The following is a 24,774-nucleotide window of genomic DNA, read 5'->3' as shown; positions in this document are numbered from 1 at the left end:
TTCCGTAACGTCGCCCGGCTGCTTTTTAGCGATGAGGAGTTTCGCACCATGACTTCCATGCTTCGCCGCCTTGCCCTTGCCGGCGCCTTCGCATTGGGCGCCGGCGCCGTGCTGGCTTATGCCGAGGGCGGTGGCGACCTCGTCGTGTTCGACTGGTCGGGTTATGAGGATCCGCTGCTGCATCCCGACTACACCGCCAAATACGGCGCCGAGCCGACTTTCGCTTTCTTCGGCGACGAGGACGAGGCCTTCGAGAAGATGCGGGCCGGCTTCAAGGCCGACATCGCCCACCCCTGCTCGCAAAGCGTGGCCAAATGGCGTGCGGCCGGCATCCTGCAGCCGCTCGACACCTCCAGGATCGCCGGCTGGAAGGACCTCAATCCCGGCATCATGGCGATGAAGGATCTCGCCGTCACCGCCGACGGCAAGGCCTGGTTCATGCCGTTCGACTGGGGCAACACCTCGCTGCTCTACCGCACCGACAAGGTGACGGCTGAGGAGGCGCGGTCGCTGAGGATTTTTGCCGATCCTAAATTCAAGGGCCGCGTCACCATCGGCGACAATGTCGACGATGCCTATGCGCTGGCAAGCCTGGTCGTCGGCCTCAAGGACTGGACCAAGATGACCGACGCGCAGTTCCAGGAGGCGTCCGCCTTCCTGCGCGACGTGCACAAGAATGTCCGCTTCTACTGGACCGACGACACCGATCTCAACCAGGCCTTTACGGGCAATGAGGTCGACCTCGTCTGGGGCTGGAACGAGACCTTCGTGACGCTCAAGGGCCAAGGCATGCCAATCGCGATGAACCGCGACACCAAGGAAGGCATATCGACCTGGGTGTGCGGCTATGTGCTGATGAAGGACGCGCCGGGCAAGCTCGACCAGGCCTATGATTTCCTCAGTGCGGTCAACGCGCATGCCGTGTCCGACTATCTGGTCAAGACCTTCGGTTACGGTCACGGCAACAGCGCCGGCATGGCGGCGATCGACCATCAGGTGCTGATCGACCGCGGCTTCGACAATCTCGACAAGTTCCTCGACAAGACGCTGTTCCAGCAACCAGTGCCGCCCGAGCTCAAGCAGCGCATGGTCACGGAATTCGAGAAGATCAAGGCCGGCTATTGAGCGACAAGACTGAAAGAACCGACGTCGTCATCGTCGGCGCCGGTTTCACTGGCCTGTCGGCCGCGCTTGTGCTGAGAAAGGCCGGCATCGATTTCGTGCTGCTCGAAGCGCGCGACCGTGTCGGCGGCAGGGTCGAAGCGGTTCGCAACGGGCTTGGCGAACGGATCGACAGCGGCGGTCAGTTTTTCTGCGAAGACATGCCGGAGGTGACGGCGCTGGCGGCGGCCCGCGGCAAGGCCTTCGTCGAGACCTATGTGGATGGCGATTTCATCACCCATCCGTCGCTGTCGGTCGAACAGGCCGAGCGGACCTATTACGGCGCGATGGCGATCCGCGAGCGCATGAATGCGATCGAGCCGGACGACCCTGCGATCGCCGGCATGAGCGTTGCCACCTGGCTTGAACATCAGCCTGATCCCACTGACGCCAAGACGGCTTTCCGGTCGATGATCGAAGGCCTGTGGTGCCTGGCGATGGACAGAGTGCCGCTGTGGCACCTGATCGACAACGACCGGCGCATCACCAACGAGGTGCCTGAGCTGCAATATTCCTTGCGCGAGACCATGCAGTCGCTGGCCGAGGATCTGGCTGGCGATCTCGGCGACCGGGTGCGGCTCAACGAACCCGTTATGCGCGTCGAGCACGGGCCGCATGGCGTTCGTGTCGTCTCGGCCGGTAGCGTCATAGAGGCGCGAAAAGTGCTGGTCGCGCTTCCGCCGGCAACGGCCGCGAAGCTCGATTTCGCGCCGGCCTTGCCGTCGGTCCTCGAGAAGGCGCTTGGCGTCTGGGAAAGCGGCGCGGTGATCAAGATCCTGGTGCGCTATCCCAAGCCGTTCTGGCGCGATCGCGATCTGTGCGGCATGGTGATGTGGCGCGATTTGCCGGGCCTGTTCGCCTGTGACGCCAGCAAGGATATCGACCACGCCGCACTCGTCGTCTTCGTCGGCGGCCCGTTGGCACTGCGCTGGCGCCCACTCGACGATGCTTCGCTGCGCGTGGAAGTAACGGCAAGGCTGGTGAGCGCCCTTGGTCCGGACGCGGCCGACATTATCGATTTCAGCCAGCGCGACTGGATCCAAGACCGCTGGAGCGGCGGCGCCTACAGCGACCTCATTGTCGATGTGACGGCACGGGATGCCGAGTGCACGATCCTTGCCGGCGCGGCTCCTGTCCATTTCGCATCATCGGAACTGTCGCCGTCCTTTCCGGGCTATGTCGAGGGTGCGATCGTGATGGGGCGCATCGCTGCCAAAGAGATCGTAACCGAGCTTCAGTCCGCCATAGCCACCAATGCCTCGGGATCGTAGGCGAGGCGGATTGAGGTGCCGACCGGGATGTCATCGGCGCCGAAATCATTGGTCTCGGTGACCGACAGCGGCCTTTCCAATCCGGGTATCTCGACGATCAGATGGGTGATCTCGCCAAAATAATGGCGCTCGACCACCTTGCCGGCGACCTCGAATTTGGCCGTCGCATTGTCCCACAGCACACGCAGGCGCTCCGGCCTGATGCCCAGCGTGGCGCGGCCGCCATTGCGCACGAAAGCCTTCGGCTTGTCGGTCCTGACGCGGCCGAAGCCCAGTGTGTCGACGACCAGCGAGGCGGCGTTCTCCTCGACGATCTCAGCCTTGACGAAATTCATGCCGCCGAGGAAGTCGGCGACCTGGCGGTTGACCGGCCGCTGGTAGATTTCCTTGGGCGAGGCGACCTGCGCGATCTTGCCGCCGAACATCACCGCGATGCGGTCGGACATTGCGAGCGCCTCATACTGGTCGTGGGTGACGAGCACGAAGGTGATGCCGACCGCCTGCTGCAGCCGGCGCAGCTCGACCTGCATCTGCTCGCGCAGCTTCTTGTCCAGCGCCGACAGGGGCTCGTCGAGCAGCAGCACCTTGGGCCGCATCACCAGCGCGCGGGCGAGCGCCACGCGTTGGCGCTGGCCGCCGGAAAGCTCGGTGCCAAGACGCTTGCCGAGGCCTGTCAGCGAGACCTGCGCCAGCGCCTCCTCGACGCGGCGCTTTTCTTCCGTTCCGCCCAGCTTCAGCCGTTTCAGCCCATAGGCGACGTTCTGCTCGACATTGAGATGCGGGAAGATGGCATAGCTCTGGAACACCATGTTGGTCGGCCGGCGGTTGGCCGGGATGCCTTCCATCGACTGGCCGCCGACCGAGATCGAACCGCTGGTCGGGTTGTCGAAACCGGCAATCATGCGCAGCAGCGTTGTCTTGCCGCAGCCGGAGGGGCCGAGCAGCGAAAAGAACTCGCCTTCCCGGATGGTCAGTGTCGCGTCGTCGAGCGCCTTGAAGGCGCCGTAGCTGCGGGTGACGCTGCGGATCTCGATCATCGCTCGGTCAGTTTGGGATCGATCAGATTGGGGCCGTTCGGCCTGGGTTGGCTCAGGCATAGAGGCCTCCCTCGTTTTGGGTGCGCCTGGCCGCACGGCGGCGCAGGATCTCGGCAACGGTCATCAAGACAAAGGATGCGACCAAGAGCAGCGTGCCCAGCGCCAGCACGCCCGGCAGCTTGGCGGCAAAGCGCAGCTGGCCCCAGATGTAGATCGGCAGCGTCGTCTCGGTTCCGGTGAGGAAGAAGGCGATGACGAACTCGTCGAGCGAGATGGTGAAGCAGACGAGCAGGCTGGAAATGATCGCCGGCGCCACCATCGGCAGCGTCACTCGCCGGAAGGTGCCGAAGGCGCTCTCGCCGAGATCGGCCGAGGCTTCCTCGAGGCTGCGGTCGAACCCCTCGAAGCCTGCGGTCAGCACCGTCATCGAATAGGGAATACAGATCAGGACATGGCCGAGCACGACGGTGAACAGCGACAGGCTGAGGCCTAGTTGCAGCATGACCAGCAGCATGGAGATGGCGAGGATGATTTCCGGCAGCACCAGCGGCGCCATGATCAGGCCGTTGATGGTGCGGCGGCCGGGATAGCGGTAGCGGGTAATGGAACGGGCGGCGAGGATACCGAGCAGCGTCGCCAGCACCGATGCCGAGACACCGACGATCAGGCTGTTCCAGGCGGCATCAAGCAGTGCCGGCGTCTTGGGCAGGTCTTGGTACCACTTCAACGTATAGCCGGTGAGCGGAAACTTCGGCGTCGGCGCGGTGTTGATCGAGAAGATAGGCAGGAAGATTACGGGCAGATAGAGAAAGACGATGTAGAGGAAGGCGTAGGCGGTCAGCCAGCCGCCGGCAAAGAGGCGCCGCATCGACATCATCGCGCCAGCCTCTGAATGGCGCGGATGATGAGCACCGTGGCGCCCGCCATCAGCGACACGACCAGCATGGTGGTGACCGAAAGTGCCGCGCCGAGCGGCCAGTTGGCGGCCTTGCCGAACTGCGCCTGGATGGCATTGGCGATCATCACGCCGTCCTTGCCGCCGACAAGCTTCGGGGTGACGTAATCGCCGACCGTCGGGATCATGACGATGAGTGCCGCCGAAATGACGCCCGGCGCCGACAGCGGCAGCGTCACCCGCAGGAAGGAGCGCAGCGGGCCGTCGCCGAGATCGGTGGCCGCCTCGACCAGCGTGCGGTCGACCTTCTCCAGCGAGACGAAGATCGGCAGGATGGCGAAGGCCGCCCAGGCATGGGTCAGCGTGATGATGACGGCGCTGGAATTGTAGAGCAGTGCTGTCGACGGCTCGTCGATGATGCCGAGGCCCATCAGGCCGGAATTCAGCACGCCATTATAGCCGAGGATCACCTTCCACGACATCACGCGCAGCAGATAGCTGGTCCAGAACGGGATGGTGATCAGGAACAGCCACAGGCTCTTGTGGCGGCCGCCGTGGAACGAGATGAAATAGGCGATGGGATAGGCGAGGATGACGGTGAAGAAGCTTACCGTCAGCGAGATGTAGAGCGAGCGCCAGAGGAGATCGCGATAGATCGGCTCGGTCAACGCGATGCGGTAATTTTCCAGCGTGAACGTGTGGTCGATGGTGAGGTAGTGCTGCGTCCAGAACGAATGGGCGAGCACCACCATGATCGGCAGCACAAGCAGGATCAAAGCGTAGACGAAGGTCGGGCTGATCAGGGCAAAGCCCTGAGCGGATTCGGACTGCAGAAGGGCGTTTCGCCTGGCCCGCGTCATGCCGAATACGGGCGACCCTTCGGCAGCTGCTGTCATTGCAGCGCTCCGGGCGCGATCTCGGTTGCTGGCTCGAATTGTCCCGCCATGCGACTCCCATTGACCGGGCCGGCTGCCTGTTCCCAATTTTTGCGGAGCGCGATCGAACCAAAGCCTATGACCGCTTTTGCTGGCCGCGCTCCAAGCTTGCCGGCTTTCTTTCATCATGAGCGCATCCGTGGATTGAAATCAAGCGCTATTTCTGTAATATTGATTGAACGGACATTCAAAATGAAGTGAAGAAAGCCCGCTTTTCAAGGCTTGGCGCTTCGTTTCGTGTCCGGCGAAAATTACGGTCCAGACCTGCGAGGCAATGATGGCGGCTGCAAGAGACCTAAGAGCGATGGAGATGGCTGGTGACGACGATGCGGTAGAGCTCGCCAAGCGCCATCTGGTCCAGCCCTGGCCATATGCCGGCTCGGTCGGCAATGAAGCACGCGCGCTGATCGGCGAAGGCGACGGCATCTACATCACCGATGTGACAGGCAAGCGGCTGATCGACGGACCGGCCGGCATGTGGTGCATCAATGTCGGCCACCGCCGCGAGGAACTGGCCAAGGTGATGTACGACCAGGCGATGATGCTGTCCTACAACACGCCCTGGTACACGATGAATGCGCCCTCGGCCGAACTCGCCAAGCGCATTGCCGATCATGCGCCGGGCGATCTCAGCCATACCTTCTTCACCACCGGCGGTTCGTCGGCTGTCGAGACGGCGCTGCGTTTCATGCAGTTCTACAACAATGTGCGCGGACGGCCGGAAAAGAAGCTGATCCTCAGCCGCGGCGGCGCCTATCACGGCTCGACCTATCTGTCGGCCTCGCTCAATGGCCGGCCGCGCGACCGCGACTGGATGGACGGCGCCGACGATCTGGTGGTCAAACTGTCCTCGCCCGACCCGTTCCGGCGGCCGAAAGGCATTGATATCGCCGCCTTCACCAATTTCCTGGTCGATCAGTTCCGCGACACGGTCGCCCGCGTCGGGCCTGAGAAGATCGGCGCTTTCGTCGGCGAGCCGGTCCAGGCATCGGGTGGCGTCATCGTGCCGCCGGATGGCTATCTCAAGCGCATCCGCGAGATCTGCAGGGACAACGACATCCTCTATATCTCCGACGAGGTGGTGACCGGCTTCGGCCGGCTCGGTCATGTCTTTGCCTCCGGCGATGCGTTCGGCATCGACCCCGACATGATCACCTTCGCCAAGGGCGTCACCTCAGGCTATTTCCCGCTCGGCGGCGTCATCATCTCGGAGCGGCTGCTTCAGGAAATGCGCCGCTCCAACCATCCCGACGCGCTGTTCGGCCATGGCCTGACCTACACCAGCCATCCGATCGGCTGCGCGGTGGCGCTGAAGAACCTCGACATTCTTGAAGACAGCGTGCTTGCCCATACGCGCGATGTCGCGCCCTATTTCCAGGCGCAGCTGAAGACGCTGGAGGAACTGCCGCTGGTCGGCGAAGTCCGCGGCATGGGGCTGATGGGCTGCGTCGAATGCGTCGCCGACCGCGAAAGCAAGGATCCGCTGCAGCTCGACAAGGATGTCGGCAAACGCATCGACGCGCACTGCCATGAACTCGGCCTTTTGGTGCGGCCGCTGATCAACATGTGCGTGATGTCGCCGCCGCTGATCATTACGCGCGCGCAGATCGACGACATGGTGGCGATCCTGCGTGAAGGCATTTCGCGGACGATGGATGATCTGAGGAAAGAAGGGGTTTGGCAGGGGTGATAGGCTAATCTCCCCCACGAGGGGGGAGATTGGCAATTCCGTCGCCGCGCTACCCCCGCGACCTCAGCGCGTCGTTCAGCGACCACATGTCCTTTTCCTCAGGTGCCGTCTCCAGGCCCAGAACCGGAATCTGCTTGCGCAGATGGTCGTGGTGGGTGCGCACGCCATATTCGAGGTCGGAGAGATAAAAACCCTCGAAGGCGTCTGAAATCATCGACTCGTTCGACCAGACGGAAAGCTGCACATCCTCGTTCATGGTGTCGCGGTCGATGCGATAGGCGAGATAGCGGGCCGCGGCCTGTTCGCGCGTCTCGTCGGGGTAGCGATAGATGGCGCCGCGCAGCAGCGTCTGCCCGGTCGACAGCGGGAACTCCTGATAGAACTGCACCGATTCCGGCATGATCGACAGCGCGTTGTTGGGGAAGATGCCGTAATAGATCCAGGCCCTGCGCAGATGCTCCGGCAGATGCGACGCATCGGGCGCAAGCTTGATGTATTCGCGCACGCTCCAGCGCCTTCCGGCATGCGGATTGTAGGTGGCGAAGGAGCGCGACACGCCGTTGATGAACGGCTCGTCGAAATAGGTCGCACCGTAGAGATCCTGCAGCGCCGGATGCGCCATGGCGACGTGGTAGCCTTCGTTGTCGACGTCGCGCACCGACTTCCAGTTAACCGGCGACTTCTGCGTCCAGATACCCCAGGACGGCACCATCTCGGCCACATTGTAGTGAGTCATCTCTGCTTCGATCGGCTTCAGCAGTTCGGCCACCGAAGGCTGTGGGCCGCCCTTGCGAAAGCGGATGAAGATAAAGCCCATCCAGACTTCGAGGTCGAGCGGCATCAGGCCGAATTCGGTCTTGTCGAGTTCGGGGAAGGAGCGCGGGCGGGCGGCGCCGCGCAGCGTGCCGTCGAGATTGTAGACCCAGCCATGGAACGGGCAGACCAGCGCGTTCTTGCAGGTGCCCTGGCTGTCGGCGACGACGCGGCTGCCGCGATGCCGGCACATATTGTTGAAGGCGCGCACGACGCCATCCTTGCCGCGCACGATCAGCGCCCGCTCGCCGACCACGTCTATGGTCAAATAGTCGCCGGCATTCGGCACGTCGGAGATATGGCCGGCGATCTGCCAATGATTTCGGAAGACGTATTCCTTCTCGAGTTCGAGAAGCGCGTCGGAATGATAAGCCCAGCCCGGCAGGCCCCGCCGGTCCCAATCATTGGGGATCGCCACGTCACGGAGGTGCGGGTTCATGGAAAGCTCTTTTTTGTTGAATACTCATTCAATAAAATCACATTTTGCATTGAAATGCAATGGCTTGTGGAAATCCGGAGGTTTCTCGATGGTGTAGTCGAGCCAGCTCGGAGCCGGCTCGATCGAAGAAAATCCCGGAAAATCCGGGCGTTAGCCCAGGTCGTGAAATGGCCGTCTCGCATACGGATTTGGACGCGCCGGACCGAAAAAAGCGGCCCTGTCCGGAGATGAAAAAATGCCTGCCGTCGCAAATTCAATCCGCAGTGTGAGCTTGTTCATAGTTTGACTGGCCAGCAGTAGGATTTGCTGCATTCACGGCCCGCCTGTCGTCAACGTTTTGATTGCGCGCATGAAACAGCACCGCAAACGAACCCTGCCGTCGGCACATGACCGGATTTGCCCGGACATGCCCGAATTTCTTGTTTCAAACCTGTTACGCGGGCAAGCCAAGCGCATCATTCGCCCGTTACCAGGCGCGGTTAAGTTCGTTTCATAAGAAATCGAAGGGGAGCAACATGTATACGAAAGCCGAGATCGCCAGCAATGAACGGCGCGCCAAACTGGCACTGCGCCAGCGCGCCAGCGACCATCCGGTCGTGATGTTCTCGATGCTGGGCGCCTGCGCGCTTGCCGTCCTGTTCCTGACGCCGGCTTCCGGTCCGGCCTTCGCATCGCTCAACCCGCCGGCCAATGTCGTCGATGGCGCGCCGACCACCATCAAGACCGCCCGGCTGCCGGTGCCGGAAATCGATTTTGCCTGCAAGGGCCAGGCCTGGGGCGCCGAGAGCGCGGAGTGCCTGCGCGTCATCGCCGCCCAGTCCGGCGTGCACAAGGCGCGTGCCATCCGCATGATCGCCAACGCCGCGCCGCTGACCACGACACCCAACGTTTTTTGAACCTCCCGAGCGCTTCCTCCCGCGCTCTTTCTTGGCTCCCGACGGTCCTGCCGGTCGGGAGCCTCTTTTTTCCGGGCCTATCGATATTCGGGTGAGGCCGGCCTGCGAACGATGGCCGCCTGCGCTTCCGGTGCTCACGTACTTTAAGTACGCTCCGCTTCGGTTCTCGGCGTCCACCGTTCTCGGCTCGGCCTGACCCGAATCTCGGTAGACCCTCGGCTTCGGAAGAAAAAATCAGCCGGCGGCGGCGACCTGGTCGGCTATTGCCGAGAGGACGCCGCGGACGTCGAGCGTCGAGAACGGCTTTTCCAGGATCTGCGGCCGCTGCTGCGCCGGCAAGGCTTCGATCTCGGCCTTGGCGCCGATCAGGTCGCCGGTGACCAGCACGAAGCGTTTGGCGAGCGCCGATTGCTCGGCCAACAGCTCGCGGTAGATGGCGATGCCGCTGATGCCGGGCATGCGCAGGTCGGAAAAGACGATGTCGGGTGGCATGTGGTCACTCAGGGTTGTCGCCGCCGATGTCCAGACCGGCACGATCCGCGATTTGATGCCCATCAATTCCAGAATGTCGGAGAGCGAGCCGGCGACGTCGGGTTCGTCGTCGATGATCAGTGCGTGGCGCAAGCCGCTCGAACGGGCCGGGCTGTCGCCGACCGTGGCCGCACCGCTGCTGATCGCTGGCAGCTGGACGACAAAGCGCGCGCCGCGCGGCAGCACCTCCTCGAACCAGACATTGCCATTGTGCCGCTCGATGATCGACTTCGAGATCGACAGGCCGATGCCGGTGCCGACGCCAACCGGCTTGGTGGTGAAATAGGATTCGAAGATGCGGCCGCGGATCGCCTCAGGAATGCCCGGTCCATTGTCCTCGACCGAAAAGCCGGGATTGCCGCGGTCGCTGCGGAATGTCCGCACCTTGATCAGGCGGTCGCCGCCAATGCCGGCCAGAGCATGCTGGGAGTTGATCAGGAAATTGGCGGCCACCTGCGTCACGTGGTCGGCATCGGCCATCGCCAGCAGCGGGCCGGGCGCGAAATCGGTGTCGATGATGATGCCGCTCGAGCGCGCGCCATAGGCTGTCACTTCGAGTGCGGCGCGGATCACCTGGTTGAGATCGGTCTCGGCCTGGGCCGCCGGATGCAGGCGCACCATCGACAGGAAGCTCTTGACGATGCGGCCGCAGCGCTCGGCGGCGGCGCGTACTTTTTCGGCGCGCACCTTGGTCTGCGGGTCGGTGGCGAATTCATGCAGCAGCGTCGACTGCGCGACGACCACGGCGAGCGGGTTATTGAGCTCGTGCGAAACGCCGGCCAGCAGCGAACCCATCGCCGCCATCTTCTCGTTCTGGTGCAGTTTCTCGCGTTGGCGGTTGATCTCTTCCTCGGCGCGCAGTTTGTCGCGCAGGTCGCGGATCGAGCCGAAGATGAGGTGGCGGTCGGCAACCCGCATCTCGGTCGCGGTCAGCTCGATGGGAAACACCTCGCCGGCCGCATTCTGGGTTACCGTCTCCAGCCGCTGGCCGACCATCGGCGCGCCGCGGCCAGACATGTACTCGGCCCCCGAGACATAGCCCTTGCGATAATATTCCGGCACCACCGTATCGAGCAGGTCCTTGCCGAGAATGTCGCTGCGCTGGAAGCCGAACATCTTTTCAGCGGCCGGATTGAATTCGATGATCGAGCCGGTCTCGTCGATGACGATGATGGCGTCGAGCGATGCCTGCAGCATGGTGCGGCGGATGACTTCGCTGGCGTGGGCATCCGACGGCGACCGCTCAATGGCGTCGCCGATGGCAAGCGCGATGATGTGCAGCGCCGCCTCTTCCTCATCGGTCCACTCACGCTCATTGACGCAGTCATTGACCGCAAGCGTGCCCCACAGATGGCCGTGGGCGAACACCGACACCGACAGGAACGATTTGATGTGCTGCTTTTCGAAATCGCTCCTGAGGAAACCGTCGAGGTTGCGCGTGTGGCCGGCGAAGATCTTGCCTTGCCGTTCGTCCTCCGCAACCCGCTCAAGCAGCGGGTCGTTGTCGACGATCGATTGCATGATCACTGTCGGTGAGGCCAGCTCGCCGCCGAAGCGCGGGTCGATCCAGTAGGCGGCGACCGACTGGGCAAAACCCTGGCCGGGCAGCTCGCGCAGCCTGAACAGGATGCCGCGCTGGCAGTGCATGGCGACGCACAGCGTCTCCAGGATGGTGTCCATCTCGCGCTGCCAGTCGCCGGCTTCGCGCAGCCGGCGCACGACACGCACGGCCGCCATCGCCGCGCCCTGGCGAACGCCCTTCAGGTCCATGCGTGCTGGGTCAGCGGTCATGTCAGCCATCTATACAGGGCCGTGGGTGGCAGGGCTCTAGAACGGTGCACCCGTTCCATCTCTTTGTTCCGACGCAATTCCGGACGGAAAACCGCTACGCACTTTTCCTGGAATTGCTAGTGTCCGTCGCCGGTCGGCAGCGAGAAGATATAGCCTTCGCCGCGCACCGTGCGCAAAAATTTTGGATTGGCCGGGTCGGCTTCGATCTTCTTGCGCAGCCGCATGATGCGGATGTCGACCGCACGCGACGATTCCGGGTCTTCGACGAAGCCGATCGCCTCGGAGATCGCCGCCCGCGTCAACAGCCGGTTGGCACGGGTCAGGAAAACCTCCAGCACGTCGAACTCGCTCTTGGCCATGTCGATGACGGTGCCGTTGGCGCCGGTGACAAGCCTGCCGTCGAGGTCAGCCTGGAATTGACCGAAGCTCAGCCGGCGCCCGCCATCGGCTTGCGCCTTCGCGGCCTGCGGCGGGCTCGGTTGCGGAACCCGACGCAGCACGGAGCGGACACGGGCCAGCACCTCACGCAATTCATAGGGCTTGACGATGTAGTCGTCGGCGCCAAGCTCCAGCCCGACAATGCGGTCGAGCGCGGTGCCGGCAGCCGTGGCATAGATGATGCCGATCGGCATTTTCGAGCGCAGCCAGCGGCCGAGCGACAGGCCATCCTCGCCGGGCATGGCGATGTCGAGGATGGCCAGGTTGAACGCTTCGGTCTCCAGCAAGGTGCGCGCCTCGGCAGCGCTTCCGACCTGGGTCACATCGTAACCATTGGCGCCGAGATACTCGGCGACCGCGTCCCTGAGATCGGGCTCGTCCTCGACGATGACAATTCGTGCCCGCACTATGGCCTCGCTCCCGCTTTCAGCAGAAAGTAGATTGGGTATAAACATGATGTCCAGCACTCATATCCGGTTGCAGGGGCAGGGGAAGAAAATATGGCTGCACGATCCGTCATCGCGCTGGTTTCCGTCGCCGATGTGGTGGCCGGCGATCTCGCCGACCATCTCGACCGGCGTGGCCATGACGTGCGCGAGGCGCGGCAGCCCTGGGAAGCCGAATCCCTGCTCTCGGCCGGAGGCATAGACGTCGTCATCGTCGGTGACAGCGTCAGCCAGGCGGAGGGGCGGGACCTGCTCAGGCGTTATGGCGGCGGCAAGAGCGTGGACGGGAAGGCCGGGCCCGATTTCATCCTGATCTGCCGACCGGCCGATCTGGTCGACAAGGTGCTGGCGCTCGAGCTTGGCGCCGCCGACGTCGTTGAAAGCCCGCTCAATGTCCGGGAGCTTGCCGCGCGCATTGGCGGCCTGCTGACGCGACGCGGCAGGTCTGCCCAGGAACTGATCGTACTGGAAAATGCCACCGTCGATTTGCGGTCGGCCATCGTCATGCACCGCTCGGGTGCGGAAGAGCAGCTGTCGCCGGGTCAGGTGGCGCTGCTGAGGCTGTTTCTGGCCAGCCCGCGCAAGGTGCTGACGCGCGACGACATCATTGCGGCGGCGCCGGCCGAAAATGCCGATGCCTTCGACCGCTCGATCGATTCGCGCATCGTGCGGCTGCGCCGCAAGCTCGACACCGAAACCATCATCACCATACGCGGCGCCGGTTACCGGTTCGACCCGCCGACGCAGCGCGCCGATTGAGAGCAGTAAGGCTGGATTGTTACGCGGCTCGCCCAAAACCGCTGCGCAATTTTGGGCGGCATGCATAGGCGTCAGCGCACCACCAGAAGCGATGGTCCCGACGGCAATTCGCTGGCGACCACGATGTCGCTGGAAGCCTGCGCGCGGTCCCTCAGGAGAACTGTGGCGAGACCGGCAAAGCCGAGCAAGCCCTGTGCGTAGAGCAGTGCCGAAAGCACCGTGGCAGCAGATTTCGTCTTCATCGGTATCCCCCAAAATCAAAAACCGCGGGTGCTTCAGGATAAACCCGAAGTGCCCGCGCCGCCCACGGAGCCCCCCGCTGCGGCGCGGGCCTTCGGTCCTCTCGGCAGCAAGTTGCCGGAGGGGCCGCGCATCCACTTCAACCCAAGGCCGACCCGCCAGAAGGCCTTGAGGCGGCTGATGCGCAGACTGGAGACAATCCAGACCAAGGCTATGAACAGCGCGGCATGCAGTGTCGAAACCTCACCCGAATTCATGACCGCCAGTTTCGTCATCGGGGTGCCGGCTATTGTGCCGATGCCGCCGACAACAAATGCGGCAATGCTGATCCTGAAAAGCCAGGACAGGGTGGTCGATCTGATGCTCATTTTCGTTTGGCGCCGGCTGTTCTCGTTGGGATGACTGTGCGGTTGGCCTGTAACCAGATCATGCCGCCCGGGCCGCGCTTTGTTGCAAGTGGGTTTCGAGCGAAGTCAAACCTCTTTCATATAAGGATATCCGCGCCTTCGTTTGGCGGCCTGGCCACAGCCGGAGTGCGCAGGACGGGCGGGACGCTCCTCGTTGGCTTCTCCCTTGCCCGCCTTGCTTGTTAACCAGAGGAAACAGATTCGAAACAAAAACGAGCATCAAGCGAAGTCAGCCTGAAACATGACGCAGGGATAAGCGGTCATCGAATTGACGCCGGCCGGGCCGGCAAAAGGGGAGCCATCATGTACAGAGCCATTTCCGCCAAACTCATCAACGTCACCGTCGCCGCTGCAGGCGCCGCAATCCTGCTTGGCGCCGCCAACAGCGCCGCCCATGCTGCGGCAAACCAGATCGTGGCACGTGTTTCGCTGTCGCAGCAGACCATGGAAGTGCTGGTCGACGGCCGGCCGACCTTCGCCTGGAAGGTCTCGACCGGCGACAGGGCGCATGTCACGCCGACCGGCTCGTTCAAGCCGACCCGCATGCATGAGATGTGGTACTCGAAGAAATACGATAACGCGCCGATGCCGCATTCGGTGTTCTTCAGCGGCGGCTACGCCGTGCATGCGACCAACGCCATCAAGCGGCTGGGACAGCCGGCGTCGCATGGTTGCGTGCGGCTGCATCCCGACAATGCCGCCGACTTCTACCAGCTGGTTGAAACCTTCGGCCCGACCAACACCAGCATCGTCATCGTCAAGTAGCAGACTGCGGTTGGAGCGGTCGTGCGGCGCAGCTGCACAGCGAGCTCCCGCCTGAAGCTTCGTTGAGCTTCGCGGTAATCAATCCAGTCAAAAAAGAGGCCGGATTTTTCCGGCCTCTTTGTTTGTTCGGCGGTGTCTTCGCAGTTCAGTCGACAGGCACCGGCATCAGCTTCGGGTCCGGCTTCTCGGCGTGATGCGGCAGGTCCTTGCTGGCGATGAAGGTGTAGAACATCGGCACCACGAACAGGGTGAACATGGTTCCGACCAGGATGCCGGTGAAGATCACCAGGCCCATCGAATAACGCGCCGCCGCACCCGCGCCGCTGGACACGATCAGCGGCACGACGCCGAGCGCCATTGCCGCCGTCGTCATCAGGATCGGCCGCAGGCGCACCTTGGCTGAGGCGATGATAGCTTCCCTTCGCGACATCTTGTGCTTCTCGCGTTGCTGGTTGGCGAACTCAACCAGGAGAATGCCGTGCTTGGTGATCAGGCCGATCAGTGTGATCAGGCCGACCTGCGTGTAGATGTTAAGCGTTCCAAGCCCCAGATTGAGCGGCACGATGGCGCCGAAGATCGACAGCGGCACCGCCATCATGATGATCAGCGGATCGCGGAAGCTTTCGAACTGCGCCGCCAGCACCAGGTAGATGACGATCACGGCGGCCGCGAACGCGATCAGGATCGTGTTGCCCTGTTCCTTCTCCTGCCGGGACTGGCCGGAATAATCGATGAAAAAGCTTTCGGGCAAGCTCTCCTTGGCAAGGTTCTCCAGGGTCTGCAGCCCGTCGCCCGTGGTGACGCCTGGAAGCGGCAGCGCTGATATCGTCGCCGAGTTCAGCTGGTTGAACTGCTCGATCGCGGCCGGCGAGGCGTTGGTCGAAATCTTCACCACCGCCGAAAGCGGCACCATCTCGCCGGTCACGCTGCGCACGAAATATTCGCCGAGCTTGTCGGGATTGTCGCGGAATTCCTGCGGCACCTGCGGGATGATGTCATAGCTGTTGGAGTCGCGGTCGAACTGCGCCACTTCGGCGCCGCCGACCAACAGCGTCAGCGTCTGGCCGATGTCGGCGATCGGCAGGTTGAGGGCGGCGGCGCGGTCGCGGTCGATGGTCACCGTCACCTGCGGCGCGTCAAAGGACATCGAGTTCTGCACGACGATGAAGCGGCCGGAGGCCTGCGCCTTGTTCTTGATCTGCTCGGCCGCCTCGTAGACCTCGGCCGAACCGCCGGTCGAGCGAACCACCATGGAGATCGGCAGGCCGCCGCCAGAGCCGGGCAGCGTCGGCGGCGCGAAGACGAAAGCCTCGACGCCGGCGACCTTGGCGAGACGTCCCTGGATGTCGGCCTGAAGCTCCTTTGAACTGCGCTGACGCTCGGCCCAATCCTTGAAGGCGAAGCCGACAAAGGCACCGTTGGTCGCGCCGCCAAAGGCAACGGCGGAGAATTGCGCCCTGGTTTCAGGAATGTCCTTCACCAGGCCGAGGATCTGGTTGACATAGGTCTCGGTGTAGTCGGATGTCGCATAGCGCGGTGCCGTCACGATCGACAGCAGGAAGCCCTGGTCCTCTTCCGGCGCCAGTTCGCTTGAAGTCTTGGTGAACATGAAGCCGGTGAGCGCAACCAGCGCCACGACCATCAGCAGTGTCACCGGCCGATTTCTCAACGAGGCGGTGACCGCCCGCTCGTAGACATGCTCGACACGGCTGAAGGTGCCGTCGACGATACGCTGGAAGCGGCCGGGGGCGCCGGCCTTCAGCAGGCGCGCCGCCATCATCGGCGTGATGGTGACGGCAATGACGCCGGACAGCACCACCGATCCGGCCAGCGTCACCGCGAACTCGCGGAACAGCGCACCGGTCAGGCCGCCGGTGAAGGCCAGCGGCGCGAACACGGCGGCCAGCGTAATGGTCATGGCCACGATGGCAGAGAAAATCTCGCGCATGCCGTTGAAGGCCGCCTGCATCGGCGACATGTGGTCTTCCTCCATGTGGCGATGGATATTCTCCACCACCACGATGGCGTCATCGACGACAAGGCCGATGGCCAGCACCATGGCCAGCAGCGACAGAAGGTTGATCGAATATCCGACCGCAAACAAAAGGAAGCAGACGCCGACCAGCGACAGCGGGATGGTCACGATCGGCATCATCACCGAGCGGAACGAGCCGAGGAACAACAGGATGACCACGATGACGATGGCGACGGCCTCGGCGATCGTCTTGAACACCTCGTCGATCGAGGCGCTGATCTGCTCGGTGGAATCGTAGACGATCTCGATGGTCATGCCTTTCGGCAGCGTGTCCTGAATCAAAGGCACGATCTTGTGGATCGCTTCCGCCGTCGTCAGCGGGTTGGCGGCCGGCGTCGGGAAGATGGCGAGGAAGGTGCCCGGCTTACCATTGAAGCTCACCCTGGTGTCGGTGCTCTCGGCGGCAAGCTCGACGCGCGCCACATCGCGCAACCGCACCACCTGGCCGTCGGTCGAACGCAGCGGAAGTTCGGCAAAGGCCTCCGGCGTCTGCAAGGTCGAGCGAACGGTGATCGACGACACGACATATTCGTTCTCAGTGTTGCCGGGCGCCGACAGGAAGTTGGAGTTGTTGATGGCGGTCAGCACTTCGGCCGCGGTCACGCCGCGCGCGGCAAGCTTCACCGGGTCGATCCAGACGCGCATCGAATATTCTTCGGCACCGAAGATCTGCACATCGGCGACGCCTTCCACCGTCGATATGCGCGGCCGCACCACGCGCTCGATATATTCGGTGAGCTGCTCCTTCGTCATGTTCGGATTCTGCATCGAGATGTACATCATCGCGAATTCTTGGCCGGTACCCTTGACGATGACAGGGTCCTTCGAGGCGTCAGGCAAGGTGCCGCGCACGCCCTGCACCTTCGACAGCACCTCGGTCAGCGCGACATCCGGGTTGGAGCCGAGCTTCATCTGCACCACCACGGTGCTGGAAGAGGGCCGGCTCGACGAGGTGACGTAGTCGATGTTCTCGGTCGAGGCGACGGCACGCGCGATCGGGGCTGAGATGAAGCCCTGGATCAGGTCGGCGCTGGCGCCGGGATAGGCGGTCGTGATGGTGATCGCCGTCTCGTCGACCTTGGGATATTGCCGGATCGACAGGTTGAAGATGCCCTGGAAACCCAGGAGCAGGATCATGCAGGCCAGCACGGTGGAGAGCACCGGCCGGCGAATGAAGATATCGGAAACGTTCATTGCTGAGCCTGCTGGTTCGCCGACTTGCTGGGATCAATGGTGTTGTCGACAGCAACGGACATGCCGTTGAAGAGACGGTTCTGACCGGCGGTGACGACTTCGTCACCGGTCTTGATGCCTTCCACGATCTCGACCATGCCGTCGTTGCGGCGGCCGGGCTTCACGAACACCTGCGACAGGACAAGCGCCGGCTTCTCCTCTTCAGCGGCCGGTTTGCCGGCGTCGGCAGCGGCGGCCTTGTCGGCGGCCTTGTCCGTGGACTTCGTCGCGTCGGCGGCGGGCTTGGCGGCTTCGGCCTGCGGCTTTGCGGCATCGTCGGCCGGTTTGTCGGCGGCCGGCTTCTGATCCTCGGCCTTTGCCGGCGGAGCCGCGCCCGCCTCGGCGGGCTTTGCCGGAACGACCACGAAGACGAAGTCGCCATAGAGGCTCGACGTCAATGCCGTCTGCGGCAAGGACAGGATATTTTTTTCCTGCGGCAGCTCAACGCGAACCTGGACGAACTGGCCGGGCGTCAGCTTGCCATCAGGGTTGGCGACTTCGCCGCGGACGGAGACCAGGCGGCTAGAAGCGTCGATCTTGGGGTCGATGCCGCGAATGGCGCCGGCAAATGGCATGTCGCCACCGCCGCCGCTGCCGCCGATGCCGAGCCGCACGGTCTGGCCGATCTTGAGCAGCGGCAGCTGCTGTTCGGGCACCGTGAAATCGACCCGCATAGTGTCCAGATCCTGCAAGGTCACCACCGCGCTGCCGGGCGAGAGATACTGGCCAAGGTCGATCTTGGGGATGCCGACGGTGCCGGCGAACGGCGCCGTCAACTGCTTCTGATCAAGCACGGCCTGCAACTTGTTGACCTGCGCGGCGGAGGCCGATGCCGCGGCTTGCGCGGTGTCGAGCGTGGCGTCCGTGCCGACACCGCGCCGCTGCAGCTCAACCGCGCGTTCAAGCGCAGTCTCGTCGGATACGGACTGCGCCTTGGCCGCGGCGAGGTCCGCGCGTTCGACGGCATCATCAAGCTGCAGCAGGACCGAATCGACAGGCACCTTCTGGTTGGCGTGGAAAAGAATGTCCTTGACGATGCCGCTGGTCTCGACGGTCAGGTCGACGCCGCGCACGGCGCGCACCGTGCCGATCGCCTCGACGCCCGGCGTCCAGTCGGAAGGCTTGACGACAACCGTCGACACGGTGGTCGCCGGCGGCTTCATGGTGGCAAAATACTGTTTGATGGCGCCGTCACGGAACAGGTTGAAGCCGACGACGCCGACGCACACCAGAGCGAGCAGAAGCAGAATTACTGTGATAGAGATGAAGCGCTTCACGAACTGTCCCCTCGGCCGGTGTCCGGCAAAATAGCCGAATTTCGGGACACCTATCCACGGGCAAGTCCCGATACAAATGACGGCACTTACTGTACCGTCTGGACGGTCTTGTCAATTCCGCCTAGGCTCTTGCGGGGGAAGGGATCGATGAAAACCCGAAGGGCAAATTCGCGCGACAAGATACTCGCCGCTGCCGCCGACGTAGCACGCGAGGCCGGCCCCGGCAGCCTGTCGCTGGATGCCGTCGCCAGCCGCGCTGGCGTGTCGAAAGGCGGCTTGCTTTACAATTTTCCGACCAAGGCCAAATTGATGCAGGGCCTGGTGGAGAATTACCTGCGCGCCTTCGAGCTGGCGCTGGAATCGGGCCGCGTCGCCGGCGCCAGCGGCGAGAGCCTGCTTGCCACCTATATCCGGCTCTCGGCGGCTGATTGTGAGGAGCCGAAGCCGACGGCCTCGTGGATATTTTCGGCGATCGCCGAGGATCCCGATTTCCTGACGCCGATAAAAGCCTTCAAGTCGCAGCTTCTGCAGCGGCTGAAGAGCGAGACACCGGACCTCAAGACGCTGCTGGTCTGCTTTCTGGCCATCGAAGGGATGCGCAGCATGAACCTCTTCGATTCCGACGTGCTTTCTGCCGACGAACGCCGCTTGCTCGTATCGGCGCTGCTCGAGATTGCGGGATAGTTCCATCAGGGCGATGCAAGCGGGCGGGTCAAATTCCGGCGCTGCTGCGCCCTTGCGCGATCAAAAAGACCATAGCCGTCACATCAGCTTCATCGTCCAGCCATAGCGTCACCCGTGGTTCTTTGCTGCAGTGCAAACGGAGTGGGACGATGGTGGACGTTGTTTCTAGCGAAGCGGGGATTCCGAGACCGGACCATCCGCTCAATCAAACGGGCGGTGCCAAGTGGTTCCTGCCGGCCTTCGGCGTGCTGGTGCTCGTAGGTGTCATCTATGTCGGCTACGCGCTCAGCCAGGATCTGGCGGTGGCCAAGACCGTGCCGTGGATCCTGCTTGGCATTGCTGATTGCGCTGGGCTTAGAGCGCCTCGCGCGTCGTGCGGTAGGTGATGATGACGTATTCGCGGTCGAAGAAGCGATACGGGCCGGGCGGGAAGGACGGGTTGGTCAGCGGCATCGCATAGGCGCGCTTCACGACATCGGCGATTTCCAAATTGCTCACCCATCGGTTCAGGAACGATCTTGCGGACGTGCAGGACGATTATGTTGCACGGCAGCATGACAGTGCCATGTCGTGTCACTTCGATGCCAGCGCAAGGCGCGCGTGGAGGATCACAACATTGTAATCGCAATGACATATGGTCATGCCATTGTTATGTTGCGATGCACAAACCGTCTGCGTCAAAGCTCCTCCCAACAGTCGCGAGATCTCCATGGGTTCCCTGTCTTCGAAGAATGCGCTCGTCACCGGCTCGACCAGCGGCATCGGCCTGGCCATTGCCCGTGCCTTTGCCGCCGAAGGCGCCAACGTCACCATCAACGGCCTCGGCGACGCCGCAGCGATCGAACAGGAGCGCGCCGGCATCGAGAAGGATTTCGGCGTCAAGTGCCGCTACTCCGGCGCCAACATGATGGACGGCGCGGCCGTGACCGCCATGGTGCACGAGGCTGAAGCTGCCTTCGGCAGCCTCGACATTCTGGTCAACAATGCCGGCATCCAGCATGTCGCGCCGATCGAAGAGTTTCCCGACGACAAGTGGGAAGCCATTATCCGCATCAATCTGCTGGCTGCCTTCTATGCGATCAAGGCCGTGGTGCCGGGCATGAAGGCGCGCAAATGGGGGCGCATCATCAACACCGCCTCGGCGCATGCGCTGGTCGCCTCGCCGTTCAAGTCGGCCTATGTCTCGGCCAAACACGGCATTGCCGGCCTGACCAAGACGGTGGCGCTCGAGGTCGCTCAGGATGGCATCACCGTCAATGCGATCGCGCCCGGCTATGTCTGGACACCGCTGGTCGAAAAGCAGATCCCCGACACGATGAAGGCGCGCGGCATGACCGAAGAGCAGGTCAAGCACGACGTGCTGTTGGCAGCGCAGCCGACCAAGGAATTCGTCACCGTCGAGGAGCTTGCCGCGCTGACGCTGTTTCTGTGCTCGGATTCAGCCAGGCAGATCACCGGCACGACCTTGCCGATGGATGGCGGCTGGACGGCGCAGTAGGCGCCGCCCCCAAAGGAAGGCCCCGAGCGCTGCTCCTTCCTTGACAATCGTGGTCGATCAATCCAGCATAGTGACAAGGGGTTCCTTCGCGACGACCCCGTGAGGCGTCAGCCCAACGATCGCGTCCAAACTCTCACTCTGGAGGTGGACGCCATGCCGTCAACAACCGCAATCACCGTAGCGCAGCTTTCTCGTCTCATCGGCCTGCCGGGCGCGCCTGTTCTTGTCGATGTCCGCACCGGCGAGGATTATGACGCCGATCCGCGCTTGCTTCCGGCCTCATCCCGGCGCGACTTCAAGGCCGTTTCCACCTGGGCGGCCGAGTTCGCCGGACGCCACGTCGTCGTCATCTGTCAAAGGGGGCAAAAACTCTCGCAAGGCGTCGCTGCCTGGCTGCGCCATGAGGGCATCACTGCTGAATCCCTGGAAGGCGGTTTCGAGGCCTGGCTGGCGGCCAAGGGGGTTCTGGTCAAGGCCGGGAAGATGCCGCGCCGCGACGACAAGGGCCGCACGGTCTGGGTGACGCGCGCCCGCCCCAAGGTCGACCGCATTGCTTGCCCATGGCTGATCCGGCGTTTCATCGACCCTTCGGCGGTGTTCCTGTTCGTCGAACCGGCCGAAGTGCTGGCTGCCGCCGACCGTTTCGCGGCGATCCCCTTCGACATCGACGATGTGTTCTGGAGCCATCGCGGCGAGCGCTGCACCTTCGACACCATGATCGAGGAATTCGGGTTGCGGTCCGAAGCGCTGGATCGTCTTGCCTTGATCGTGCGTGCGGCCGACACGGCGCGCCTCGATCTCATACCGCAGGCGGCGGGGTTCCTCGCGGCATCGCTTGGCCTGTCGCGCATGTTCCGCGACGATCTCGAACAGCTCGAGGCCGGCATGCTGCTCTATGACGCGTTTTTCAGGTGGTGCCGCGACGCCACCGACGAAACCCACAACTGGCCGAGCGGGGCCAAAACATGAGCGCCGTTGCCGCTGGGGAAAAGGCTCATGGTGTCGAGGCGCCCCCAGCGCCGACCTTCGGGCAAGCCACAAAACTGTGGGCGAAGATCGGTCTGCTCTCCTTCGGCGGGCCGGCCGGACAGATCGCGCTGATGCACAAGGAACTGGTCGAGGAACGGCGCTGGATCGGCGAGCAGCGTTTTTTGCATGCGCTCAATTATTGCATGCTGTTGCCCGGACCCGAGGCACAGCAGCTGGCGATCTATATTGGCTGGCTGCTGCACCGGACCGCCGGCGGCCTCGTTGCCGGCATCCTGTTCGTGCTGCCCGGCGCCTTGGTCATGTTGGGCCTCAGCATCTTCTACGTGCTCTACAATGATGCCCCTGTCATCGAGGCGCTGTTCTTCGGCATCAAGGCAACGGTGCTGGCGGTCGTCGTCGAGGCGGTGATCCGCATCGGCAAACGGGCGCTCAAGAACCGGGTGATGGTGGCGATCGCGGTGATCGCCTTCCTCGCCATCTATGTCGTCGGGTTGCCGTTTCCGCTCATCATCCTGTTTGCAGGGCTGACCGGCTGGATCGGCAACCGCCTGGCGCCGGCGCGTTTTTCCGGAGCCGCACACGGCAAGGACAATTTGCCCGATGTCAGGGGCGCCGTCGACCTGATGTTCGAGCGTGGCGAACTTGCCCATACCAGACCGACCAAATGGCACGCGCCGCGCACCATTGCGATCTGGCTGCCGATCTGGCTCGGACCGGTTGTGCTGATCCTGGCGCTGACCGGCCCAGCCAGTGTGTGGACACAGCTCGGCGGCTTCTTCAGCCTGATGGCGGTGGTCACATTCGGCGGCGCCTATGCGGTACTCGCCTATGTCGCGCAAGCAGCGGTGACCTCGTTCGGCTGGCTGGCACCCGGCGAAATGGTCGACGGCCTCGGCCTTGCCGAGACGACGCCGGGACCGCTGATCCTGGTGTTGCAATTCGTCGGTTTCGTCGCCGCCTACCGGAATGCCGGTGCGATAAGCCCGCTCGCCGCCGGATCGCTCGGCGCGTTGCTGACGCTCTGGGTGACGTTCGTGCCCTGCTTCTTCTGGATTTTTCTCGGCGCGCCCTACATCGAAGCGCTGCGCGGCAACAAGGCGCTGTCGGCGGCGCTGACTGCGATCACGGCGGCTGTCGTCGGCGTGGTGATGAACCTTGCTCTGTGGTTTGCGCTTCATGTCGTTTTCGGCGCGGTGCACCGTGTCGGCCTCGGCATGGAGGTGCCGGTGCTGTCGTCGCTGGACTGGCGCGCCGCACTGCTGGCGGCAGCCGCGATGGTCGCCATGCTGAAACTGAAGATCGGCATGCTGCCGACATTAGCCGGCTCGGCACTGGCCGGACTGGCGCTGCTGGCCTTGCCTGCTTAGAAAGGATCAGCGCGCGTCCGGGGGAAACGCTTTATGTCGAACCCGATACCGCCAAGCTGAACCTGTTCGACGCGGAGAGCGGGCGAGCGCTGGCAAGCTGATTTGACGAGGTTAGCCGAGCTGCTTCAAAGTCGGTCCCGGATCACGCAACGGGATATGGCATGGTGGATTTTGATCGGATCGACAAGCTGATCGCAGGGGTGCCCCCGGCCTTGGCGCTTCGCGCCGGGCTGGATCTCGGCATCTTCACCCGGCTCGGCGGCAACACGATGACTGCCGACAGCCTTGGGGCGGCGCTCAAGGTCGAGCCCGATCGTCTGTCGCGGCTCCTCTACGCGCTCGCCAGCATCGCGCTCCTCGAAGTCGAGGATGGTCAATTTCGCAACGGAGCCGAGGCGTCGGAGTTCCTCGACGCGTCCAAGCCGACCTATCGCGGTGGCGACCATGCGCTCCTGCGCGAGCTCTGGGGAGCCGACCTTTTGACCGCCGAGTCGTTGCGACAGAACCGGCCGGCTGCGCTGCACGACTTTTCCGAAGCGGGGCCTGAGTCCGCGGCGGCCTTCAGCCGCATGCTCGCACCGGGCGGGGTGATTTTCGGCCGAAATCTGGCCCGCGAGTTGGACCTGTCGGCGATCGGCTCGGTGATCGACATTGGCGGCGGCGCCGGGACCATTCTCGTCGGACTTCGCGAGCGGTGGCCGCACATTGCGGCGACGCTGATGGAACTGCCAACGGTCGCAGCGGTCGCGCCAGCCATCCTGTTGGAATACGGTGCCGACGACGTGGTCGTAGAAGAAGGCGACATAACGGTCGCGCCATCGATCGGTCAGCACGATCTGGCGATCCTGAAGGCCGTCGTCCAGGTCCTGCCGCCGGATCAGGCGCGCAGTTCGATCCTGAACGCCGCGCGTTGCCTGACACAAGGAGGCGAGATCGCAATTGCGGGGTGGGGTGTCGTCGATGACGACCGCCTCGGCCCGCCCGAGGGTGTCTTTCTCAATCTCACCTTCCTGAACCTCTATCGCGCAGGCGAATCGTACACCGAAGGTCAGTATCGCGCGTGGATGAGCGAGGCAGGATTTCGGAATATCTCCAGGTCGCGCCTGGCGGACGGCTGCACGTTGTTTCGTGCGCGCCTCGCGGGCTGATCGTGGCGGAATGGCTGGTTTCGGGCGG

At 63.3% G+C, this 24,774-nt stretch carries 22 protein-coding genes and 1 pseudogene; 13 read left to right on the top strand and 10 right to left on the bottom strand.

All coding sequences use genetic code 11. The features are described from left to right. Window positions 1-48: 48 nt before the first annotated feature. Together ACYHH6_RS00905 and ACYHH6_RS00900 are read left to right on the top strand one after the other, a co-directional pair. On the top strand, window positions 49-1,125 hold the full coding sequence (locus ACYHH6_RS00905; protein ID WP_352585299.1) for an extracellular solute-binding protein: 1,077 nt from the start codon (window positions 49-51) through the stop codon (window positions 1,123-1,125). Continuing rightward, entirely contained in the window at window positions 1,122-2,432 is a 1,311-nt protein-coding gene (locus ACYHH6_RS00900; protein ID WP_352585300.1) for a flavin monoamine oxidase family protein, read from the top strand. The genes ACYHH6_RS00905 and ACYHH6_RS00900 overlap by 4 nt, the downstream gene beginning before the upstream one ends. Here ACYHH6_RS00900 and ACYHH6_RS00895 read toward each other — a convergent pair. The 3 genes from ACYHH6_RS00895 to ACYHH6_RS00885 are packed head-to-tail and all read right to left on the bottom strand — an operon-like array spanning window position 2,396 to window position 5,260. After that, window positions 2,396-3,469, bottom strand: a complete 1,074-nt coding sequence (locus ACYHH6_RS00895; protein ID WP_352585302.1) for an ABC transporter ATP-binding protein — start codon at window positions 3,467-3,469, stop codon at window positions 2,396-2,398. The two genes, ACYHH6_RS00900 and ACYHH6_RS00895, sit on opposite strands and share 37 nt — an antisense overlap. A gap of 52 nt (window positions 3,470-3,521) precedes the next feature. After that, complete coding sequence (locus tag ACYHH6_RS00890; RefSeq protein ID WP_352585303.1) at window positions 3,522-4,346, bottom strand: ABC transporter permease; 825 nt, start codon at window positions 4,344-4,346, stop codon at window positions 3,522-3,524. Beyond that, window positions 4,343-5,260 carry an ABC transporter permease gene (locus ACYHH6_RS00885; RefSeq protein ID WP_352585305.1) on the bottom strand — a complete coding sequence of 306 codons (918 nt, stop codon included), beginning with the start codon at window positions 5,258-5,260 and terminating at the stop codon, window positions 4,343-4,345. Before ACYHH6_RS00885 ends, ACYHH6_RS00890 begins: the two co-directional genes overlap by 4 nt. A 316-nt stretch (window positions 5,261-5,576) precedes the next feature. Here ACYHH6_RS00885 and ACYHH6_RS00880 point away from each other — a divergent pair, with 316 nt between their 5' ends. Next, complete coding sequence (locus ACYHH6_RS00880; protein ID WP_352585307.1) at window positions 5,577-6,989, top strand: aminotransferase; 1,413 nt, start codon at window positions 5,577-5,579, stop codon at window positions 6,987-6,989. Between the two features lie 49 nt (window positions 6,990-7,038). Here the strand turns inward: ACYHH6_RS00880 and ACYHH6_RS00875 are convergent, their stop codons facing one another. Then, the gene (locus ACYHH6_RS00875; RefSeq protein ID WP_352585308.1) at window positions 7,039-8,241 is read right to left on the bottom strand and encodes an aromatic ring-hydroxylating oxygenase subunit alpha; all 1,203 of its coding nucleotides are present in this window, start codon (window positions 8,239-8,241) and stop codon (window positions 7,039-7,041) included. Between the two features lie 515 nt (window positions 8,242-8,756). Between ACYHH6_RS00875 and ACYHH6_RS00870 the strand changes: the two genes are divergently transcribed. Next, entirely contained in the window at window positions 8,757-9,137 is a 381-nt protein-coding gene (locus ACYHH6_RS00870; protein ID WP_192259380.1) for a hypothetical protein, read from the top strand. A 234-nt stretch (window positions 9,138-9,371) separates the two neighbouring features. Here the strand turns inward: ACYHH6_RS00870 and ACYHH6_RS00865 are convergent, their stop codons facing one another. Together ACYHH6_RS00865 and ACYHH6_RS00860 are read right to left on the bottom strand one after the other, a co-directional pair. Beyond that, window positions 9,372-11,459, bottom strand: coding sequence for a PAS domain S-box protein (locus tag ACYHH6_RS00865; protein ID WP_352585310.1), 2,088 nt, complete (start codon window positions 11,457-11,459; stop codon window positions 9,372-9,374). A 116-nt stretch (window positions 11,460-11,575) separates the two neighbouring features. Continuing rightward, complete coding sequence (locus tag ACYHH6_RS00860; protein WP_203279116.1) at window positions 11,576-12,352, bottom strand: response regulator; 777 nt, start codon at window positions 12,350-12,352, stop codon at window positions 11,576-11,578. A 45-nt stretch (window positions 12,353-12,397) separates the two neighbouring features. On the opposite strand from ACYHH6_RS00860, the gene ACYHH6_RS00855 reads away from it, so the two are divergent. Beyond that, window positions 12,398-13,102, top strand: a complete 705-nt coding sequence (locus tag ACYHH6_RS00855; RefSeq protein ID WP_112559478.1) for a winged helix-turn-helix domain-containing protein — start codon at window positions 12,398-12,400, stop codon at window positions 13,100-13,102. A gap of 71 nt (window positions 13,103-13,173) precedes the next feature. On the opposite strand, the gene ACYHH6_RS00850 is transcribed toward ACYHH6_RS00855, so the two are convergent. Next, window positions 13,174-13,344, bottom strand: coding sequence for a hypothetical protein (locus ACYHH6_RS00850; protein ID WP_352585312.1), 171 nt, complete (start codon window positions 13,342-13,344; stop codon window positions 13,174-13,176). Between ACYHH6_RS00850 and ACYHH6_RS00845 the strand changes: the two genes are divergently transcribed. Continuing rightward, a complete protein-coding gene (locus ACYHH6_RS00845; protein ID WP_352585314.1) occupies window positions 13,322-13,744 on the top strand; it encodes a hypothetical protein in 423 nt (140 codons plus the stop codon). The genes ACYHH6_RS00850 and ACYHH6_RS00845 overlap by 23 nt on opposite strands. A gap of 308 nt (window positions 13,745-14,052) precedes the next feature. Continuing rightward, window positions 14,053-14,514, top strand: coding sequence for a L,D-transpeptidase (locus ACYHH6_RS00840; RefSeq protein WP_352585316.1), 462 nt, complete (start codon window positions 14,053-14,055; stop codon window positions 14,512-14,514). Window positions 14,515-14,659: 145 nt separating this feature from the next. On the opposite strand, the gene ACYHH6_RS00835 is transcribed toward ACYHH6_RS00840, so the two are convergent. Continuing rightward, window positions 14,660-17,743 (bottom strand): efflux RND transporter permease subunit, encoded by a 3,084-nt coding sequence (locus ACYHH6_RS00835; RefSeq protein WP_352585318.1) that lies wholly within the window; start codon window positions 17,741-17,743, stop codon window positions 14,660-14,662. Further along, window positions 17,740-19,059, bottom strand: coding sequence for an efflux RND transporter periplasmic adaptor subunit (locus ACYHH6_RS00830; protein WP_352585319.1), 1,320 nt, complete (start codon window positions 19,057-19,059; stop codon window positions 17,740-17,742). The genes ACYHH6_RS00835 and ACYHH6_RS00830 overlap by 4 nt, the downstream gene beginning before the upstream one ends. A gap of 147 nt (window positions 19,060-19,206) precedes the next feature. Between ACYHH6_RS00830 and ACYHH6_RS00825 the strand changes: the two genes are divergently transcribed. Both ACYHH6_RS00825 and ACYHH6_RS00820 read left to right on the top strand, forming a co-directional pair. Beyond that, entirely contained in the window at window positions 19,207-19,743 is a 537-nt protein-coding gene (locus ACYHH6_RS00825; protein ID WP_352585321.1) for a TetR/AcrR family transcriptional regulator, read from the top strand. A 149-nt stretch (window positions 19,744-19,892) separates the two neighbouring features. Then, window positions 19,893-20,129 (top strand): hypothetical protein, encoded by a 237-nt coding sequence (locus ACYHH6_RS00820; RefSeq protein WP_352585322.1) that lies wholly within the window; start codon window positions 19,893-19,895, stop codon window positions 20,127-20,129. On the opposite strand, the pseudogene ACYHH6_RS00815 reads toward ACYHH6_RS00820, so the two are convergent. Next, a pseudogene (locus ACYHH6_RS00815) lies at window positions 20,101-20,232 on the bottom strand (acetoacetate decarboxylase); the annotation flags it as partial. The gene ACYHH6_RS00820 and the pseudogene ACYHH6_RS00815 sit on opposite strands and share 29 nt — an antisense overlap. Before the next feature lie 220 nt (window positions 20,233-20,452). Here ACYHH6_RS00815 and ACYHH6_RS00810 point away from each other — a divergent pair. The 4 genes from ACYHH6_RS00810 (at window position 20,453) to ACYHH6_RS00795 (ending at window position 24,746) form a co-directional block, all read left to right on the top strand. Beyond that, window positions 20,453-21,241, top strand: a complete 789-nt coding sequence (locus ACYHH6_RS00810; RefSeq protein ID WP_352585324.1) for a 3-hydroxybutyrate dehydrogenase — start codon at window positions 20,453-20,455, stop codon at window positions 21,239-21,241. A 153-nt stretch (window positions 21,242-21,394) separates the two neighbouring features. Then, window positions 21,395-22,210: a chromate resistance protein ChrB domain-containing protein gene (locus ACYHH6_RS00805; RefSeq protein WP_352585326.1), complete on the top strand. Its 816-nt coding sequence runs from the start codon at window positions 21,395-21,397 to the stop codon at window positions 22,208-22,210. Further along, a complete protein-coding gene (gene chrA / locus ACYHH6_RS00800) occupies window positions 22,207-23,598 on the top strand; it encodes a chromate efflux transporter (RefSeq protein ID WP_352585328.1) in 1,392 nt (463 codons plus the stop codon). The genes ACYHH6_RS00805 and chrA overlap by 4 nt, the downstream gene beginning before the upstream one ends. A gap of 161 nt (window positions 23,599-23,759) precedes the next feature. Beyond that, on the top strand, window positions 23,760-24,746 hold the full coding sequence (locus tag ACYHH6_RS00795) for a methyltransferase (protein ID WP_352585330.1): 987 nt from the start codon (window positions 23,760-23,762) through the stop codon (window positions 24,744-24,746). Window positions 24,747-24,774 lie beyond the last annotated feature (28 nt).

This window comes from Mesorhizobium sp. P171375 (assembly GCF_057786075.1).
This window is presented reverse-complemented; position numbering and strand designations above follow the sequence as displayed.

Bases quoted from the DNA above. Each gene is read 5' to 3' on its own strand.
- ACYHH6_RS00905 (WP_352585299.1), top strand. From the start codon at position 49: ATGACTTCCATGCTTCGCCGCCTTGCCCTTGCCGGCGCCTTCGCATTG.
- ACYHH6_RS00895 (WP_352585302.1), bottom strand. From the start codon at position 3,469: ATGATCGAGATCCGCAGCGTCACCCGCAGCTACGGCGCCTTCAAGGCG.
- ACYHH6_RS00890 (WP_352585303.1), bottom strand. From the start codon at position 4,346: ATGATGTCGATGCGGCGCCTCTTTGCCGGCGGCTGGCTGACCGCCTAC.
- ACYHH6_RS00885 (WP_352585305.1), bottom strand. From the start codon at position 5,260: ATGACAGCAGCTGCCGAAGGGTCGCCCGTATTCGGCATGACGCGGGCC.
- ACYHH6_RS00880 (WP_352585307.1), top strand. From the start codon at position 5,577: ATGGCGGCTGCAAGAGACCTAAGAGCGATGGAGATGGCTGGTGACGAC.
- ACYHH6_RS00875 (WP_352585308.1), bottom strand. From the start codon at position 8,241: ATGAACCCGCACCTCCGTGACGTGGCGATCCCCAATGATTGGGACCGG.
- ACYHH6_RS00870 (WP_192259380.1), top strand. From the start codon at position 8,757: ATGTATACGAAAGCCGAGATCGCCAGCAATGAACGGCGCGCCAAACTG.
- ACYHH6_RS00865 (WP_352585310.1), bottom strand. From the start codon at position 11,459: ATGACCGCTGACCCAGCACGCATGGACCTGAAGGGCGTTCGCCAGGGC.
- ACYHH6_RS00860 (WP_203279116.1), bottom strand. From the start codon at position 12,352: ATGTTTATACCCAATCTACTTTCTGCTGAAAGCGGGAGCGAGGCCATA.
- ACYHH6_RS00855 (WP_112559478.1), top strand. From the start codon at position 12,398: ATGGCTGCACGATCCGTCATCGCGCTGGTTTCCGTCGCCGATGTGGTG.
- ACYHH6_RS00850 (WP_352585312.1), bottom strand. From the start codon at position 13,344: ATGAAGACGAAATCTGCTGCCACGGTGCTTTCGGCACTGCTCTACGCA.
- ACYHH6_RS00840 (WP_352585316.1), top strand. From the start codon at position 14,053: ATGTACAGAGCCATTTCCGCCAAACTCATCAACGTCACCGTCGCCGCT.
- ACYHH6_RS00835 (WP_352585318.1), bottom strand. From the start codon at position 17,743: ATGAACGTTTCCGATATCTTCATTCGCCGGCCGGTGCTCTCCACCGTG.
- ACYHH6_RS00825 (WP_352585321.1), top strand. From the start codon at position 19,207: ATGAAAACCCGAAGGGCAAATTCGCGCGACAAGATACTCGCCGCTGCC.
- ACYHH6_RS00820 (WP_352585322.1), top strand. From the start codon at position 19,893: ATGGTGGACGTTGTTTCTAGCGAAGCGGGGATTCCGAGACCGGACCAT.
- ACYHH6_RS00810 (WP_352585324.1), top strand. From the start codon at position 20,453: ATGGGTTCCCTGTCTTCGAAGAATGCGCTCGTCACCGGCTCGACCAGC.
- ACYHH6_RS00805 (WP_352585326.1), top strand. From the start codon at position 21,395: ATGCCGTCAACAACCGCAATCACCGTAGCGCAGCTTTCTCGTCTCATC.
- chrA (WP_352585328.1), top strand. From the start codon at position 22,207: ATGAGCGCCGTTGCCGCTGGGGAAAAGGCTCATGGTGTCGAGGCGCCC.
- ACYHH6_RS00795 (WP_352585330.1), top strand. From the start codon at position 23,760: ATGGTGGATTTTGATCGGATCGACAAGCTGATCGCAGGGGTGCCCCCG.